This window comes from Kordiimonas sp. (genome assembly GCF_048260245.1).
Lineage (GTDB): Bacteria > Pseudomonadota > Alphaproteobacteria > Sphingomonadales > Kordiimonadaceae > Kordiimonas.
The window spans coordinates 1-16,348 of record NZ_JBLXGZ010000005.1 but is presented as its reverse complement, the minus strand read 5'-3'; the positions used below and the strand labels follow the sequence as shown (position 1 = coordinate 16,348).

Below are 16,348 nucleotides of genomic sequence, written 5' to 3'. Positions count from 1 at the left end.
CCGCCTCGCTCAGGCACGACTTGACGGGGAGGGTGCAAATCGCCAGTGTGTGCGCAATTTCAGTTACCTAGAGGGTCTAAAAATGAAGGCAACAGATGTCGTGATGACGCCAATCCATAAGGAAGGGCATATCTTTGTAGTAATATTTTTTGCCATATCGTTTGGCCTGTTTTTTCTTGCTGAGCCGCTGGGATGGATCGGATTGATTCTCACTGGATGGTGCCTTTATTTTTTCCGCGACCCTGAGCGAGTGATCCCGGATGAAGAGGGGGTGCTCGTAAGTCCCGCTGATGGAACCGTATGTGCTATATGCGAAGCCGCACCGCCAGCCGAGCTGGGCATGGGGGATGAGCCGCGGATGCGTGTGTCGATATTTTTGTCGGTTTTTAATGTTCACGTTAATCGCACACCTGCTTCCGGTGACATTACCGGCCTTGCACATGTGCCAGGTAAGTTCCTGAATGCCGCAGCTACAGAAGCCAGTGAGGAGAACGAGCGTCAGCTTATTCGCATGACAACAGTTGATGGCCATGACATCGCGTATGCGCAGGTGGCCGGACTTGTGGCAAGGCGCATTCTCTGTGACCTTGAAATTGGTCAGACAGTGGCTCGAGGTGAGCATTTCGGCCTTATTCGCTTCGGTAGCAGGACAGATGTCTACCTCGACAAGGCTCTTGTGCCTACTGTAAAGGTGGGACAGACAATGATCGGTGGAGAAACCGTGATTGCACGGATTGCTCTATAGTAGGTTTGAAGGTGTCACCATTGCGCGTAGAAGGAGGGCAGGTTGGCTGAAGAAAAAGCATTGCTGTTCAAAGCATTTTCTATTCGGACGATACTACCGAATGCGGTGACTCTGTTTGCCTTTATGGCCGGTCTGACTTCTATCCGCTTCGCCCTTGGAGAGAAATGGGAGCTTGCTGTATTTGCCATCCTGCTGGCAGGCGTTTTTGATGGTCTTGATGGTACCGTAGCGCGCTTGCTGAAGAGCACTAGTCGCTTTGGTGCTGAACTCGACTCGCTCTCCGATGTCGTTGCTTTTGGTGTGGCGCCTGCTGTTGTTCTTTATCTCTGGGGGCTGCAGGGTCTTGACCGCCTCGGTTGGGGGGTTGCTCTTGTCTATGCAACTGCAATGGCATTGCGGCTCGCTCGGTTCAACGCTCGATTGGATGATGAAGAAGAGCCAAGGAAGCGATTAGGGTTCCTGACCGGCGTTCCTGCGCCCATGGGGGCTGCGCTGATGCTTATTCCCCTGATGCTGGACTTTGCGCTTGGTGATAATTTTCTTAAGGACTTAGGCGCAGCCGTGTCTATATATGCGGTGTTGGTCGCCATGCTTATTGTTTCTACAATTCCGACAGTTTCGCTCAAAGCCTTGCGTATACGGCGTGAGTGGTTTGTACCTGTCATGTTGCTGATCGGCATCGTTATTGCTGGATTGTTCGTACGCACATGGTTGGTGCTCATCATTATTGCAGGTATTTATGTTGCCAGTATGCCGTGGTCTTATATGGCTTACGAGAAGCGCCTGAAACATAAACGGATGGACTGACAGAAACCATCGTGATGGAGGCGTGTAGAATGGGTGTATCAGTTCTGGAGTTCGGTGCCGTACTCTTCTAGGAACCGGGTTGCAGCTTCTTGCATTACAATTCCGTACCGCAGTACAAACTGAGCCGCTTTGCCGTCTTCCTTGGCAAGCAGGGCTTGCAGCATTTTGATCTGGGCGTGGTGATGGTTGATCCGGTCAGAGATCAAAGCATCAATTCGGTTGGGTGAGACGGCCTCGGCGAAAAGGAGTGCGGCGAGGAATTCTGAGCGGTTTCTGTCCGGTTTTGGCGTGTGGGTTAGGGACGCCTCAAGTGCGCTGCGCCCAGCAGCCGTCAAACTGTATATTTTTTTATCCGGGCGATTGTCTTGTAATTCGGTACGGCAATCAATCAATCCTTCGTCTGTCAACTTGGTGAGTGCCGGATAAATCGAGCCATAACTAGCTTCGGAGAAAAAGCTGAAGGCTCCTTCAGCGACCATTTTCTTGATATCATATCCTGTTGTGTCGCCAAGGCTAAGGATGCCGAGGCATAGGGTGCGTATATCCATGACTGCCTTCAAAATTATTATATCGTTTAGAGATATATGAGGTGGGGACCTTTTAAGCAATGTAAAGATGCTGGCCATCATTGTTGGTTGTTGTCCATAATTGGCACTTATTTTGCTTTGCTTGTCATAAGTCATCTGACTTTCCGTTGGCACCGCACAAAATACAGCTTGTGCCTGATGGAAAGATTGAAAAGAGGTACAGAAAATGATCGCAGCAAATAAATTTCCCGCCGGGCCTGTCTCCAAAGCGGCAATAGTTGCCTGTTTTGCATTTTCCCTTGCAGGGTGCAAATCCACCGAGGATTTATGGCAGGGCGAAGAAGTGTTGGTTGAAGCTAGGCAAACGACACTTGAGCTCAGTGTTGGGAATGTGTCCGAAAACCATAGGGAGCTGAAAGACAGGTTCAACGCACTTGAGCGGTTGTATGTTGATCTTGTTCGGAGCGTACGTAGCCAGAGCGAGCATCTCGAAGTCATCGATCAGAAACTCGCCAACTTTCAGAAAGATCCGGAAGTTGCCGCAAGCCTAACAAGGGTCAAAGGCGAGTTGGATACTGTTCGCAAAAACATCAAGGCTATGGAAAATCGTCTTTATTCAGTTGAGGTGACAGACAGGCAGGCTGCATATCTCTCCAAGAGTAACGACGCTGTTGCTCCGACGGGAGTTTCTCAGACAGGAGCAGATGCTGCTCCCGGTCCAATGACCGGTAACGCAGGCTCATCTCTTCCTACGCCAGTTCAAAATAGTGCGCCTGCCGAAACAAAGATATACTATGGTGCCCATCTGGCGTCTTACCGTTCGAAGGATCAGGTTGCATCGGGATGGAACAGCCTTCTCAAAGCCTTTAGCGGACCGTTGAAAGACCTCAATCCGGTAATTTACACCCAAAGCCAGGAGGGCATTGGTACCTTCTTGCGTCTTATCGTGGGGCCCCTTGAAAGCGAAAGCGCTGCAGAGAGCCTTTGCAACCGTATTCGTGAAACAGGTGGTGAGCAGTATTGTCGTGTGTCCGAGTATCAAGGCGAACCTATTGATTAAATGTCAATAAATCTGACCTATAAGTATTATAAGGGGCTGAAATGCCCCTTTTTTGCGGGCATTTTCAAAAAAATGTCATTAAATCGCAATTGATCGTGCATGCACCCTTGACAGAAAGCTGCAAATCTTGTCGGATGCTGCAACCTTCGCTACACTCAGGCGTGGTTAGTCAACTTGGGGAGGTGCGACTGACCAAGGCGCTTTAGAGCAGCCACTGAATAGCGCAGGCCGGGCATACCTGGGGGTTCGCTCGGATTAGGCGCGGTGTTACGACCATATATTGGTTGTTCGCCGCGCCTTTCGTCATTTAGGGCAATGCCATTTCCAAGCTGATTGTAATGATTGAGCCCTTCCGCGACTATGTAAATGCGTAGCAGGGATTCTCGGATAATATATGTGGTCTAATCTGCGATGAACCCATTCTGAGGGTGTATGGTATCAAAAGATTGGGTGTCGGGATGTTTACGAAACAGCATCATTAGCCTGCGGTGAACCAAGGAGGCCCCGTCTTGCATAGAGGCCATACCTGCACCACCAATCAGGACGAATAGCAGCAATGTGACGATGTGAAATAAGTCTGTCATTTCGGTCTCCGTTCTTGAAATGTTCTATACGTTTGGGGTTGAGCGTGTCAAGAACAAAATGTGAACATATATCCGGCTGCACGTTCATGCTCCGCGCAATTTTGTTGTATATATGTGTCAATGGATGATAGACAGGAGCCAAGTGAGCTGCCGGTGAGCAGTGATAAAAATTATAAAATGAGATAAAATATGTCGTTAGACCCAGGGGCAGCAGGCCCAGGGCAGGCGGTTGAAGGCAAAGAAGAAAACCGCCAGCACGCCAAGAGTAATGTCCATAAACGTCGTAAGCGTCGGTCGCGTAGGCGGAGCCCGAAGAAAGAAGCTGTGTCAGCTTCCGAAGTTGTGGGGAGTACGGCAAACCAACCCACGGACGGAAAATTGGCTGAGCGCGGTGCATTGTCGTTTGATAAGCAGAGCCTTGAACAATCGGCCTCACTTTCCGGTAAACAAAAAACCATGGTTCACCAGCCTACTGTGGCTAATGCAACACAACGGCAGAGATCGCACCATGAACAACGCCGGCACGTGACGGGGCCACCACGGAACATCTACAGTGCGATTGACCTAGGCACTAATAACTGCCGCCTGCTAATTGCACGCCCCACCAAGGGCGGTTTTCGTGTGATTGATGCGTTTTCGCGGATTGTACGCCTAGGTGAGGGGGTTTCTAACGGCAACCGGCTGTCGGATGCCGCGATGGAGCGCACCATAGAGGCACTGAAAGTGTGTGCGGATAAAATCAGCCGGCGCGGTGTAACCTGTATGCGCCATGTAGCTACCGAAGCCTGTCGTGTAGCGGACAATTCTCAAGAATTTATTGCAAGGGTTAAAGAAGAAACGGGTCTGAATCTCGACGTCATTTCCGCGAAGGAGGAGGCTCGGCTAGCCGTTATGGGGTGTCAGTCCCTTATCGCGCCAGGCAATAGGCATGCGCTGGTGTTTGACATCGGTGGCGGTAGCACGGAACTGATATGGGTAAGAGTCTTGCCTGGGAACAAATCAGAAATTACCGGTTGGATGTCGATTCCATGGGGCGTCGTCAACTTGTCGGAAAGCTATGGTACAGTTGGACAAACTGTATCACCGGAGAATTACGCTCAAATGGTTTCCATTGTTGAGAGACATTTGAAAGCTTTTGAAGATGCGCACCGTGTCTCTGAGGTGGTAACGCGGCGCCAAACCCAGTTTTTGGGTACATCTGGCACGGTGACTACCCTAGCGAGCCTACACCTTAAGCTACCAAGGTATATGCGTGAAAAGGTGGACGGCGCCTGGATGAAGTCCCGTGATATTCATGCTCTCTCACGACAGGTTGCAGAGATGACTCATCTGGAACGCTCCGAACAGCCATGCATAGGGCCCGAGCGCGCGGATCTGGTTGTCGCGGGATGTGCAATCCTTGAGGCGATCCTTGGGATGTGGAATGTACCGAGCCTGCGGGTGGCGGACAGAGGTATTCGAGAAGGTATCCTGCGCGGCATGATGCAATTTGACGAACCGCCACAGCGGCACCGGAACCGTCGCCGCGGGCAGGGTGGCAGACGGCAAGACAAGGTAAAAACGAATGTCTAAGGGATGGAACACACAATCGAATACACGTAGTCGTGCCCGTGGGGCCAAGGTAAGAGTGAAAACCGCTCGGGGCCGCAAGAGTTCTTCTACCCGTTGGCTCCAGCGACAGCTCAACGATCCCTATGTTGCGGAAGCTCGCAGATTGGGCTATCGCAGCCGAGCGGCGTTCAAGCTCGCAGAGCTTGATGAACGTTATGACCTTCTAAAAGGGGCGATGCGCATTGTGGATCTGGGCTGTGCTCCTGGTGGATGGACCCAAGTGATTACCGAACGGTGTCCTAAAGGCGCGCAGGTTGTCGGGATTGATTTGCAGGAAGTGGAGCCGATACCTGGAGCCGATATCTGGGTGATGGACTTTTTGGACGAGGGAGCAGAAGAGCGTTTGATCGAGGCTCTGGATGGCCCTGCGGACATCGTGCTCTCAGATATGGCGAACTCGGCAACAGGGCACAAGCAGACGGATCATATGCGTACTATGGCGTTGTGTGAAGCAGCGCTTGATTTTGCGATCAAGGTATTGGCAGAAGGTGGAACTTTTGCGGCCAAGGTGCTGCAAGGTGGCTCTGACAATGAACTGATGAAGAGGATGCGGCGCCATTTTCGTAAGGTTAAACATACGAAACCGCCAGCCAGTAGACAGGATAGTGTAGAATGGTTTGTTGTGGCGCAGGGCTTTCGGCGGCACGCCCCAGGGGAAAAGCAAGACGAACGAGGTACCTGAAAAGCTTCTGGCCGCATTAGTTTCCCCCAGTAACAAGTTTAGCGTTGATTTTTGTCTCAGCTTGGGGTTATTGAACGGCGAATATCTCGAACCAGGGTTGGCCTGAAGTCGCATCAAAAGTGGCTTGGTCACGCGCCTCCTACGGCGCCCACTGATGAGCAGGAAAGCTAATGGATATTCGCCTCGGTCTTACTTTTGATGATGTTCTTCTTGTCCCCGCAGCCAGCGATGTGATGCCGGCACAAGTTGACGTTCGCACTAAAATCACCAAGTCAATCGAACTTAATATGCCGCTCCTGAGTGCGGCGATGGATACGGTAACAGAAGCGCCTATGGCAATTGCGATGGCGCAGGCTGGTGGTATTGGCGTACTGCACCGCAATGTGACAGAAGAAGAACAGGCCGAGATGGTTCGTCAGGTCAAGAAGTTCGAATCCGGTATGGTCGTCAATCCGGTGACTATGTTCCCTGATCAAACGCTGGCTGACGCGATGGAGTTGATGACCCGGTTCAAGATTTCCGGCATTCCGATCGTGGAGCGCGCGGAAGGGGCTGGCCCAAAAAAACTGGTTGGTATCGCCACCAACCGCGACGTGCGCTTCGCGACCCATATGGACCAGCCGGTTTCCGAGCTTATGACTCGCGAGGTTGTGACCGTCAAACAGGGGGTTTCCTCTGAGGAGGCAAAGCGGCTGTTCCATCATCACCGCATTGAAAAGCTCATTGTCGTTGATGACGACTATCGCTGTGTGGGCCTGATCACCGTGAAGGACATGGAAAAGGCAGTCGCAAACCCGCACGCCTGTAAGGACGCGCAGGGTCGCCTCCGGGTCGCGGCTGCCACCACAGTGGGTGACAAGGGCTATGAGCGCGCTGGCATGCTGGCAGACGCGGAATGTGACCTGATCGTGCTTGATACAGCACATGGTCATTCATCCCGCGTGATCGAGCAAGTCGAAAAAATTAAGAAAACCTGGGGCCATGTGCAACTTGTCGCAGGTAATGTGGCGACAGCTGCGGCCGCTGAAGCACTTATCGGTGCGGGCGCGGACTGCATTAAGGTGGGTATAGGTCCGGGTTCTATCTGTACGACACGTGTGGTGGCAGGCGTTGGTGTGCCACAGCTTACCGCTGTCAGTGACGTTGCAGGCGTGGCCGCAAAACACGGCATACCCATAATTGCGGATGGTGGCTTGCGCACCTCGGGTGACGTTGCCAAGGCGATTGCTGCTGGCGCAAGCGCTTGTATGGTCGGCTCGCTGCTCGCGGGTACAGAAGAAGCGCCGGGCGAGGTATTCCTCTATCAGGGCCGCTCCTACAAGGCATATCGCGGCATGGGCTCTGTGGGCGCGATGGCCCGGGGCTCCGCAGACCGTTACTTCCAGGACGACGTGAAGGACACGCTGAAGCTTGTGCCGGAAGGCGTTGAAGGGCAGGTACCCTACAAGGGCCTTGCCGCTAATGTGCTTCATCAACTTGTGGGCGGCTTGCGCGCCAGCATGGGGTATACGGGTAACCGTACCGTGGATGAAATGCGCAAAAACGCCAGTTTTGTGCGTATTACCAACTCGGGTCTAAAGGAAAGTCACGTGCATGATGTTACCATTACACGTGAATCGCCTAATTACCCGGCAAAATAAGCGAATAGAATGCAACTCTCAGCGCGACTTGCTGCCGTTATCGAGATATTGGCTTCAATCGAGGCTGCTATCGTGTCGAGGGGCTTACCTGCCGATCGCATTAGCGCTGAGTATTTCCGCGCCCGCCGTTTTGCAGGTTCTAAGGACAAGCGCGCCATTTCCGACCTTGTCTATGCCACTCTGCGAGAGCGCGAGTGGCTCTCATGGGGGCTTCAGACGGTGGGCTTGCCTGTTGAGGCGCGTGCACTGTTACTTGCCTATTTGGCGCATCATGATGCTGAAATGCTAGGCCTTTTCGGGGCGGAAGACAAGTTTGCACCTGTGGCTATCACCGAAGACGAGGCGCTCACCGTTGGCAAGCTGCTTGACCTCGATTGGGCTACTGCGCCCGTTGAAGCGCAATTAAATGTGCCAGCATGGGCCGTGTCAGGCCTCAAGGAGCGTTTTGGAGATGATTTTGCCGTGGCAATGGCATCGTTCCTGCGCTCGGCACCATTGGACGTTCGCATCAATGCGTTGAAAAATGTTGATTTTGATTTAAGTAAAAACATTAATGTTTCTGCAAAATATATTGAAAAAAATAGGTATTCTCAATTTGGATATCGCATTGCGACCCGAGTAAATCTTGGTGCGGAAAAAGCCTACCGCGACGGTCTTGTGGAAATTCAGGATGAAGCGGCACAAGTCGCTTCTGCGCTGGTGGCGGCGCAGCCTGGACATCAGGTTATAGACCAATGTGCCGGCGGCGGCGGCAAGAGCCTTGCGGTCGCGGCTGACATGACAAACAGAGGCCAAATTCACGCATTTGATATATCCGGCAAGCGCCTTGCGAACTTCCGCGCCCGTATCCAGCGAGCTGGGGCGCGCAATATACAGGTGACACGTATCGCGCCACAGGGTGAAGGCAGGAAAACCGCTATAAATGGTCTGCAGGGTAAAGCGGACCGGGTGTTGGTGGACGTGCCTTGTACCGGCACGGGTACATGGCGGCGCAATCCGGATCAGCGCTGGCGTTACAACAACAAGGCTCTTGCCGAATTAAACGTCCAGCAGGCCGACTTGCTACGGGAAGGTGGAGCTTTGGTTAAAGTAGGGGGCTGGCTTGTTTACATGACCTGTTCCGTTTTGCCATCAGAAAATGAGCATATAGTTCAAAGCTTTATAGAACAAAGCAAGGATGATTGGCAGCTTCTTGACTATAGGGATGTTTGGCGAAAAGTTTTTGACGGTAATCGGCCGGATACGTCAGCCCTAGAGCTGAAGTGTTTGCAGTTGGTTCCGCATATACACGATACAGATGGATTTTTCATCGCAATTCTGGAGCGCCAGTAATATCCTTAATAAGAGCGCTTCGTTTACCAATTCTTTGGACTATCCAGCATACACTCAAGAAATAGTGACTTTATCGCTTGATAAGCACGTTTTATCTAAAAGAGAAGACAACACGTGTTATTGCGGGTAGGCTGTGAAATTAGATCAGTAGTGAGGTAAGTATGCGTTTCAGGCACTTCTTTTTGATTGCGATATTAGTACACACCGGCGGTGGTGCATTTGCGCAAACCGCTGAGAGATACCGCATTCTATCCAATGACTTGGTGGTCGAAGCTCGAGTAACGCTGACTGCAGAAAAAGCTCAGGAAGCTCAAGCTCTGTATGAGCGTGCCTTGGTTGCCAATCCAGCTAATGTTGACGCACTGATTGGGCTTGGCCGTGCACACGAAGCGCAGGGACATGTCGGCAGTGGCTTGAAATATTATCGTAAGGCTCTGGAGATTGAGCCCAACGATAAAGATGCTCTTGAAGTGCAGGCAATCGCATTCTTGAAGCGCAACCTGGCTACAAAAGCTGAAGGTAACAGGGAAAAGCTTGCACGGTTGTGTCAGAGCGGTTGCGCAGAGCTTGAGGCCGTCAGCACCGCTATTGAAGAATACCGTGCCAGGCAGGCTAGTGCAGATTTGGCCAGCGAAGGCTAATCTGCAGCAGTATTCCAGTTAAAACCCGATGTTCATCTTGTTATGCTGGCAACTTCTGCCGGTTACACCTTAGATGAATGATGGTAAATACCTGAAATACATAGGTGCATATTATCTACGTGTAAAACGGCTAACTTACAATTGGGTTCGATTTTTTAACTTCGGAGTTGACCGCGTTATTTTCGCGTAATATCGGGCAATCGCAACCAGGAATTCCATATCCGATGTCTATATGTCGAGCGACCTGCAGTTCGTCATAGGTGGCGTGAGTATGCTTTCCCTCGGGGGGAAGGCCATAGCTTACGGACTGGGTCTCAAACACCATCGCACACACTGTTCGTTTCCCATTTTTATCTTGTAGCGGCAGCATTAGATATTCATCCCTCAGGCGTTTGCCGCTTTTGGTAACAAGTGTATCGCATGTGTATCCAGCCGTTGGGTACTCCAGCAGTGGTCCGTTAAAGGCGATGAAAGCTTTAGCAGCTCGTGGGGTCGCCATATGCTGAATATTCATGCCTGTGAGATTACGTCCGTATTTCTCATCAAAGGCCGTACCGCTCATGGTGACCTGAAGGTCGCGATCAGGAAGGCGGCAGTAGACCAACATGTTTGATGCCAAGCTATACAAGTGCTTGATCTGGAGCTGATGACGAAAGGGTATTTCCCCTTGATTACCGTCTCGTACCTTTGACCAAACTTCATAAAAGATCTGTAGTTTGGCGGGTAATGGTGCCAGTGAATGCATTTTTACCTCACAGGTGCCCAAAGGGTTTAGTCATAGTCTCGTACACGAACATATTTTTTAAAGTTGAAGACCAAAACATTACGCCTCGCTCATTGAGTTAGTCTTCGTTGTGATCAAGAAATTATAATCGGGAATACCGAACCCGATGTCCAGATGCCGAGCACTCAATAGCTCATTATAGGTGATACGGGTGCCGGGTCTGTCCGCAGGTTGGCCAAAGCCCTGAGTTTCCGCTTCGCACATCGAAGCAAACTGAATCCTCTTTCCTTCGCGGTTCAGCAAAGGCAGAATAAGATATTCTGCCTTAACGCGTTTTCCTACCTGATTAACGAGAATATCCTGCGCGTGTCCTCCCGCTGGGTGATCAATAAGAGCTTGATGAAATGCAGTCATAGCAGCGTTGGCTTCTGGCTCCGCCATTTCGTGACCGCAAGCCCCGGTTAGATTACGCCCAAATTGTGCATCAAGATTTGTACCGCTCATTTTAATCTGTAGATTCCCTGAGGCGACGCGTTCATAAATCATAAGGTTTGAGGTTAGCGCTCTGAGTTGAGGCAAGCCCAATTGATGACGATGAGGAATGCCGCCGCGATTAGCCTCGCGCGCGGCCTGCCAGACATCATAGAAGCGGCACAGGTTTATAGGCATGGTGGGCCATGTCTCAGGTAGTGGACGCATTTTCCTCACGGTAAGTTGGCTTTCATTCCTCCTATGGTAGCAGGCAAGCGGATAATGTCACAAAAAAAAGGCAGCAAAAGCTGCCTTCTTTTTTTTCTTACGTTAAAAGACCTAGCGGAAACTGCCCGGCCAGTCAGCGGCGAGATAGGTGAACACTACCCATGCCGCTACATTTTGCCGGAGCGCGACCGGGTCCACTTTGTCGAGCGTGTCGTCGGCGGTGTGGTGCAGGTCAAAATAGTCGGTGCCGTCCTGCATCAGGTCCACAACCGGCATGCCGACCTTGCCAAGCTGGCCCACGTCAGGCCCGCCATATGCCTTGCGGTCCGCGCGCACCACGCCAAGGGGCCCCATGAGTGCGGCCATTTTGTCCACCACATGCAAGGAGGCGGGGTTCACGGTTGAGGCCAAAGCCCACACAGGCCCGGCACCAAAATCGGATTCACCGCCGATGATGTGCTTGTCGATGTCCTTGCCTTCATGGGCTTCGGCATATTGGCGTGCACCAATAAGGCCCAGCTCTTCAGCCGAGAACAGAATCACGCGGATAGACCGGCGCGGGCGCTTTGGCGCCATATCCTGGATGAGATTGGCGGCGGCCATGGTGATGGCAACGCCCGCGCCGTCATCAATGGCACCGGTGCCCAGGTCCCAGCTGTCCAGATGGCTGCCCAGCACAACAAATTCGTCCGGTGCTTCACTGCCGGTGACCTCACCGATCACGTTGAACATCTCAACCGGCTCTTCCATCGTTGTCTGGATCGTCAGGTCCAGCTGGACGGTCTCACCATAGCCGAGGATGCGCACCAGTTGGTCTGCATCGGGGTTGGAGAGCGCAGCTGCCGCAATTTTGGGAGCGTCTTCCTCATAGTTCACGCCGCCTGTGTGGGGCAGGCGGTGTGTGTCTGTCCCGATTGAGCGGATAAGGATGGCCTTGGCCCCCTTTCTGGCGGCTTCGGACGCCCCGGCGCCACGTGCCCTGACGGCAGGGCCGTAGCCCGCGCCAGTCTTGAAGCGTTCCATACGGTTGGAGATGAAAACGATCTTGCCTTCAACCTCAGATGCGTCGGCGGCCTTGAGGTCCTCAAAGGTGGCGAAATGCGCCACCTCGGCCTGCACACCACCCTCGGGCGTGGAGACAGACTTGCCAAGCGCCGTGATCGTCAGCGGCTGCGCAAACGGCTCTGCCACATGGGCGCTCTCAGACAGGCGGGTCCATTTGGGCACCATCACCGGTTCTTTCCAAACCCGGTCAAACCCGAGTTCGAGGAATTTGGCCACGGCCCAGGCTTGCGCTTCGGCTTCCTTCGGACTGGCGGCCAGGCGCGCGCCCACCTCGGTGGTCAGGGAGGCCAGAAGCTCATAGGCCTCGTCATTCTCCAGCGCCTTGTCGCGCAGCACTTTGGCTGTTTCGACACTTTCATCGGCCAGTGGCACAAGCTCTGCCGCGGTCGCCATGCCGCCCAGTGCCATGCTCAGCGCGGCTGCCGTCAGAATATTTTTCATTGTCATGAATGCCCTCAATCTGTCTGTGCAAGAAAGACGGGAGAGTGGCGTGGAAATGGGGGATGGTCAAGAGAGCGGGATGATCACGAGGGTGTGAGAAGCCCCCGGCCTTATGTACCGAGGCCTTACCAGCCATCATGCTCGCGTGTGAAAGGTATCCAGAATGGTCGGCATGGGGCGGGACGAAAACATCGTCTGGTCTTCCGCCTGCGCGGGAGTGGCGCGTGGTGGGGGGGGAGACTTGAGCAATGTCTACCGTTTGACTTGTAACTTGGTTAATGTAGGCGGAGTTTGGCTTGTGGAAAAAGGGAGGATCACAATGGCGGATGCATTAGGTAAAGTTGGTTGGCTGGACATCACGACTGATGACGCGTCAGGGCTGAAGGATTTTTACAAGGATGTAGTCGGCTGGGGTGTTGAGGCCGTCAGCATGGGAGACTATGACGACTATGTCATGATGGATAGCGCGGGCGACGCCGTCGGCGGCATCTGCCACGCGCGTGGCGGCAACAAGGGTGTGCCGCCGGGGTGGATGCCATATTTCACCGTGGCATCGATGGATGACGCGCTGAAAGTGGCTGAGGCGGCCGGCGGCACCATCGTTGACGGTCCGCGCGGTGCAGGCGGCGGCACCATGGCGGTCCTGCGTGACCCTGCTGGCTGCCATTTTGCGCTGTATCAGAGCTAGAATGCTACATTCGCACCGTCATGCCGGAGAGAGAAAGGCAGATGAACCAAGGGGAAACCCCGCCAGGACACCTGCCGGCGTGGGAGTGACACCAAGAAAAGCACGAACGACGGTTAAGACGTGAGAGTAGTGGCTGAGGCCATTACCCCTCAACCGTCGCTTTCCAAGCTTCAAGGGCTTCCAGCGCCCGGCGGCTCATCGCCGGTTTGCGTTCTTTCTTGTAGACCTTGCCTTCAAGGGGCGGGAACAGGCCGAAGTTCACATTCATTGGCTGGAAGGTCTTGGCGTCGGCGCCGCCGGTGATGTGGCTGATAAGCGCGCCAAAAGCCGTGGTCGCGGGCGGGGTGGTGGGTGTACCGCCCTTGCGCTCTGTTGCGGCCATACGGCCCGCCATAAGCCCCATGGCGGCTGATTCCACATAACCCTCAACGCCAGTCACTTGCCCCGCGAACCTGAGGCGCGGGTCTGCCTTCATGCGCATCATGCCGTCCAGCACCTTGGGGCTGTTGAGGAAGGTATTGCGGTGCAAGCCGCCAAGGCGGAAGAAGGTGGCGTTTTCAAGCCCCGGGATCTTCTTGAAAATGCGCTGCTGCTCGCCATACTTCAGCTTGGTTTGGAAGCCGACCATGTTGTAGAGCGTGCCCAGCTTGTTATCCTGCCTGAGCTGCACCACGGCATAGGGTTTTTCGTCCCAGTGCGGGCAGGTGAGGCCCACCGGTTTCATCGGGCCATAGCGCAAGGTTTCCGGCCCGCGTTCGGCCATCACCTCGATGGGCATGCAGCCTTCAAAATAGGGCGTGTCTTTCTCCCACTGTTTGAAGTCCGTCTTCTCGCCGGTGTTGAGGTCATGGATGAACTCTTCATACTGCGCGCGGGTCATTGGCAGGTTGATATAGTCCGCGCCGTCGCCCTTATCGTACCGGCTCTGGAACCATGCGACATCAAAGTTGATGCTGTCCTTGTCCACAATCGGGGCGATGGCGTCAAAAAACGCAAGGCTGTCTTCACCGCACAGTTCCAGCACGGCTTCACTGAGCGCGGGGCTGGTGAGCGGGCCGGTGGCGATGATCACATTGTCCCATTCTGCGGGCGGCAGGCCCTCAATCTCGCCACGCTCGATAGTGATATTGGGGTGACTGTTGAGGAGGCCGGTAACTTCTTCCGAGAAACCGTCGCGGTCCACCGCAAGGGCGGAACCCGCGGGCACCTTGTGCTTTTCCGCCGCTGTCATGATGATGGAGCCAAGGCGGCGCATTTCCTCATGCAACAGGCCCACGGCGTTGTTGACGGCGTCGTCCGAGCGGAACGAGTTCGAGCATACAAGCTCCGCCAGACCATCGGTGTGGTGGGCGTCGGTCTTGCGTACCGGACGCATTTCATGCAACACCGCGGGCACGCCTGCCTCTGCCGCCTGCCACGCCGCCTCACTGCCCGCAAGCCCGCCACCAATGATGTGGATTTCCTTTAACGCATTTGTCATACCGTTACACCTTACTCTTTTTCGCATCAAACATGCCTAGTTTGCGCGCATGTTTACTGGACTTTGGGCCAATATGTAAGCCAAAAAGGCTGTCATGACCACCATAGTGGTTGCGGCTTTATCAAGGGGGATGGCGTGGCGCTTTCTGCACGCGATATATTCGAGACCTTAAGTGAATGGCCACACCGGGGTGTGGGCACGGAAGAGGAAATGGAAGCGCGCGAAATGCTGATGGCGAAGCTGTCCGGCGAGATTGATGTGGACGTGAATGAAGAAGGCTTTTTCACCCCGCGCAGTTACCTGCCGTTTTTTTGGCTGATCGCCCTGGGCCAATGCTTTTTTGTGCTGTTGGCGGGTTTTGCCCCGCTGGTGATGATGGTCGGCGGGTTAATGCTGCTTCTGAGTCACCTGTGGTTTTTTGACTGGCGCGTGGCGCGGCTTGTGTGGCTGACAGCGCGGTCCACAACGGCGAACCTTGTGGCGCGCAAGGGCGCGGGCCAGCGACTTTTCATCCTGATGGCGCATATCGACAGCGCCCCGGCGTCCTTTGCCTACCGGCCGCAGCAGGTGAAACACTTCAAGCTTAATATCTGGCTGGCGACTGGTATTGTCTCCTTTGGTGTGTGTGTGCCGTTGGCGGACCTGTCGGGTATTGATGTGCCCATGGCGGTGCAGGGCTTTTGTGCGCTTGCGCTGTTGGCGCAGGTGGTGATGGCAAGCATTGATTGCTGGCGTTTTGGCTATACGCCCGGCGCCAATGACAACCTGACAGGTGTTGCCGCTGCGACGGAAGCAGCAAGCCGTCTGTGGGCCAATATGCCCGATGATGCCGAGGTGCGACTGGTTATCACCACTGCGGAAGAAGCAGGCATGCTGGGCGCACAGCATTATTGGGAACAGCATGAAGAAGAACTGCATACGCGTGATACCCATGTGCTGAATTTCGACACCGTAGGTTCTGGCAGGCTGGGGTATGTCGTGGAAAGCGGGGGCTTTACGCCGGTTTATTATGACACACCGCTGGCACATGCCGCCCACGCACTGGTGAAACTAAACAAGAAATTTGAGCATATCGGCCCCGCGCGCCACAAGGTGGGGGACTTTGACAGCGTGTGGTTTGTGCGGGACGGTATTTCCGCACTGACACTTGCGGCTTATGACGAGCACGGCCATATGCCGCATATCCACACCATGGAAGACAGCGTGGAAAAGGTGGACCTTGACCGGGTGGAAGAGGCCGCAGGCTTTGGCGAGGCGATCATCCGCCTTGTGCCAAAACGGGCGCAAAAACAGCGCAAGACGCGAGGGAGCAGACCATGACAGCAGATGATATTCTCTATTTCTGGTTCACGGAGGCCGGGCCGGAAGCATGGTGGAAAAAATCAAAGGCGTTTGACGATCTGATCAGGCGGCGGTTTGGTGCGCTTTACGGTGCTGCGGCAAAGGGCGAGTTGTGGCGCTGGCGCGCGCGGCCTGAGGGCAGGCTGGCCGAGATTATCGTGCTGGATCAGTTTCCGCGCAACATGTTCAGGGATGACGCGCGGGCGTTTGCCACTGATGCGCTGGCGCTGGTGCTGTCACAGGAAGCGGTGCAGCAGGGTGTGGGGCAGGGCTGGAGTGCT

The 16,348-nt window shown here is 54.0% G+C and carries 16 protein-coding genes; 11 read left to right on the top strand and 5 right to left on the bottom strand.

The window, feature by feature from the left end; translation table 11 throughout:
- Positions 1 to 82 precede the first annotated feature (82 nt).
- Positions 83 to 745: a phosphatidylserine decarboxylase gene (locus ACN0VM_RS04220; protein ID WP_417449598.1), complete on the top strand. Its 663-nt coding sequence runs from the start codon at positions 83 to 85 to the stop codon at positions 743 to 745.
- 42 nt (positions 746 to 787) lie between these two features.
- The gene (locus ACN0VM_RS04215) at positions 788 to 1,552 is read left to right on the top strand and encodes a CDP-alcohol phosphatidyltransferase family protein (protein WP_417449597.1); all 765 of its coding nucleotides are present in this window, start codon (positions 788 to 790) and stop codon (positions 1,550 to 1,552) included.
- A 38-nt stretch (positions 1,553 to 1,590) separates the two neighbouring features.
- On the opposite strand, the gene ACN0VM_RS04210 is transcribed toward ACN0VM_RS04215, so the two are convergent.
- A complete protein-coding gene (locus ACN0VM_RS04210; RefSeq protein ID WP_417449596.1) occupies positions 1,591 to 2,235 on the bottom strand; it encodes a PadR family transcriptional regulator in 645 nt (214 codons plus the stop codon).
- Between the two features lie 70 nt (positions 2,236 to 2,305).
- Here ACN0VM_RS04210 and ACN0VM_RS04205 point away from each other — a divergent pair, with 70 nt between their 5' ends.
- The 6 genes from ACN0VM_RS04205 (at position 2,306) to ACN0VM_RS04180 (ending at position 9,629) form a co-directional block, all read left to right on the top strand.
- Positions 2,306 to 3,139, top strand: coding sequence for an SPOR domain-containing protein (locus ACN0VM_RS04205; RefSeq protein ID WP_417449595.1), 834 nt, complete (start codon positions 2,306 to 2,308; stop codon positions 3,137 to 3,139).
- Between the two features lie 773 nt (positions 3,140 to 3,912).
- On the top strand, positions 3,913 to 5,295 hold the full coding sequence (locus ACN0VM_RS04200) for a Ppx/GppA phosphatase family protein (RefSeq protein ID WP_417449594.1): 1,383 nt from the start codon (positions 3,913 to 3,915) through the stop codon (positions 5,293 to 5,295).
- Positions 5,288 to 6,016, top strand: a complete 729-nt coding sequence (locus tag ACN0VM_RS04195) for an RlmE family RNA methyltransferase (protein WP_417449593.1) — start codon at positions 5,288 to 5,290, stop codon at positions 6,014 to 6,016. The genes ACN0VM_RS04200 and ACN0VM_RS04195 overlap by 8 nt, the downstream gene beginning before the upstream one ends.
- A 170-nt stretch (positions 6,017 to 6,186) precedes the next feature.
- Positions 6,187 to 7,656 carry an IMP dehydrogenase gene (gene guaB / locus ACN0VM_RS04190; protein WP_417449592.1) on the top strand — a complete coding sequence of 490 codons (1,470 nt, stop codon included), beginning with the start codon at positions 6,187 to 6,189 and terminating at the stop codon, positions 7,654 to 7,656.
- 321 nt (positions 7,657 to 7,977) lie between these two features.
- The gene (locus ACN0VM_RS04185) at positions 7,978 to 8,988 is read left to right on the top strand and encodes an RsmB/NOP family class I SAM-dependent RNA methyltransferase (protein WP_417449591.1); all 1,011 of its coding nucleotides are present in this window, start codon (positions 7,978 to 7,980) and stop codon (positions 8,986 to 8,988) included.
- A gap of 161 nt (positions 8,989 to 9,149) precedes the next feature.
- Positions 9,150 to 9,629 carry a tetratricopeptide repeat protein gene (locus tag ACN0VM_RS04180; protein ID WP_417449590.1) on the top strand — a complete coding sequence of 160 codons (480 nt, stop codon included), beginning with the start codon at positions 9,150 to 9,152 and terminating at the stop codon, positions 9,627 to 9,629.
- A 130-nt stretch (positions 9,630 to 9,759) separates the two neighbouring features.
- Here ACN0VM_RS04180 and ACN0VM_RS04175 read toward each other — a convergent pair whose 3' ends face one another.
- The 3 genes from ACN0VM_RS04175 to ACN0VM_RS04165 all read right to left on the bottom strand — a co-directional run bounded on the left by ACN0VM_RS04175 (position 9,760) and on the right by ACN0VM_RS04165 (position 12,564).
- Complete coding sequence (locus ACN0VM_RS04175; RefSeq protein ID WP_417449589.1) at positions 9,760 to 10,374, bottom strand: PAS domain-containing protein; 615 nt, start codon at positions 10,372 to 10,374, stop codon at positions 9,760 to 9,762.
- A 78-nt stretch (positions 10,375 to 10,452) separates the two neighbouring features.
- Positions 10,453 to 11,022, bottom strand: a complete 570-nt coding sequence (locus ACN0VM_RS04170) for a PAS domain-containing protein (protein ID WP_417449588.1) — start codon at positions 11,020 to 11,022, stop codon at positions 10,453 to 10,455.
- A gap of 141 nt (positions 11,023 to 11,163) precedes the next feature.
- Positions 11,164 to 12,564, bottom strand: coding sequence for a M20/M25/M40 family metallo-hydrolase (locus tag ACN0VM_RS04165; RefSeq protein ID WP_417449587.1), 1,401 nt, complete (start codon positions 12,562 to 12,564; stop codon positions 11,164 to 11,166).
- Between the two features lie 313 nt (positions 12,565 to 12,877).
- Here ACN0VM_RS04165 and ACN0VM_RS04160 point away from each other — a divergent pair, with 313 nt between their 5' ends.
- Entirely contained in the window at positions 12,878 to 13,246 is a 369-nt protein-coding gene (locus ACN0VM_RS04160) for a VOC family protein (protein ID WP_417449586.1), read from the top strand.
- A 142-nt stretch (positions 13,247 to 13,388) separates the two neighbouring features.
- On the opposite strand, the gene trmFO is transcribed toward ACN0VM_RS04160, so the two are convergent.
- Positions 13,389 to 14,726 carry a methylenetetrahydrofolate--tRNA-(uracil(54)-C(5))-methyltransferase (FADH(2)-oxidizing) TrmFO gene (trmFO, locus tag ACN0VM_RS04155; protein WP_417449585.1) on the bottom strand — a complete coding sequence of 446 codons (1,338 nt, stop codon included), beginning with the start codon at positions 14,724 to 14,726 and terminating at the stop codon, positions 13,389 to 13,391.
- 135 nt (positions 14,727 to 14,861) lie between these two features.
- On the opposite strand from trmFO, the gene ACN0VM_RS04150 reads away from it, so the two are divergent.
- Positions 14,862 to 16,046: a M28 family metallopeptidase gene (locus ACN0VM_RS04150; RefSeq protein ID WP_417449584.1), complete on the top strand. Its 1,185-nt coding sequence runs from the start codon at positions 14,862 to 14,864 to the stop codon at positions 16,044 to 16,046.
- Positions 16,043 to 16,348, top strand: a 306-nt coding sequence (locus tag ACN0VM_RS04145) for a DUF924 family protein (protein ID WP_417449583.1), incomplete at its 3' end; no start/stop codon positions are given. The genes ACN0VM_RS04150 and ACN0VM_RS04145, both read left to right, overlap by 4 nt.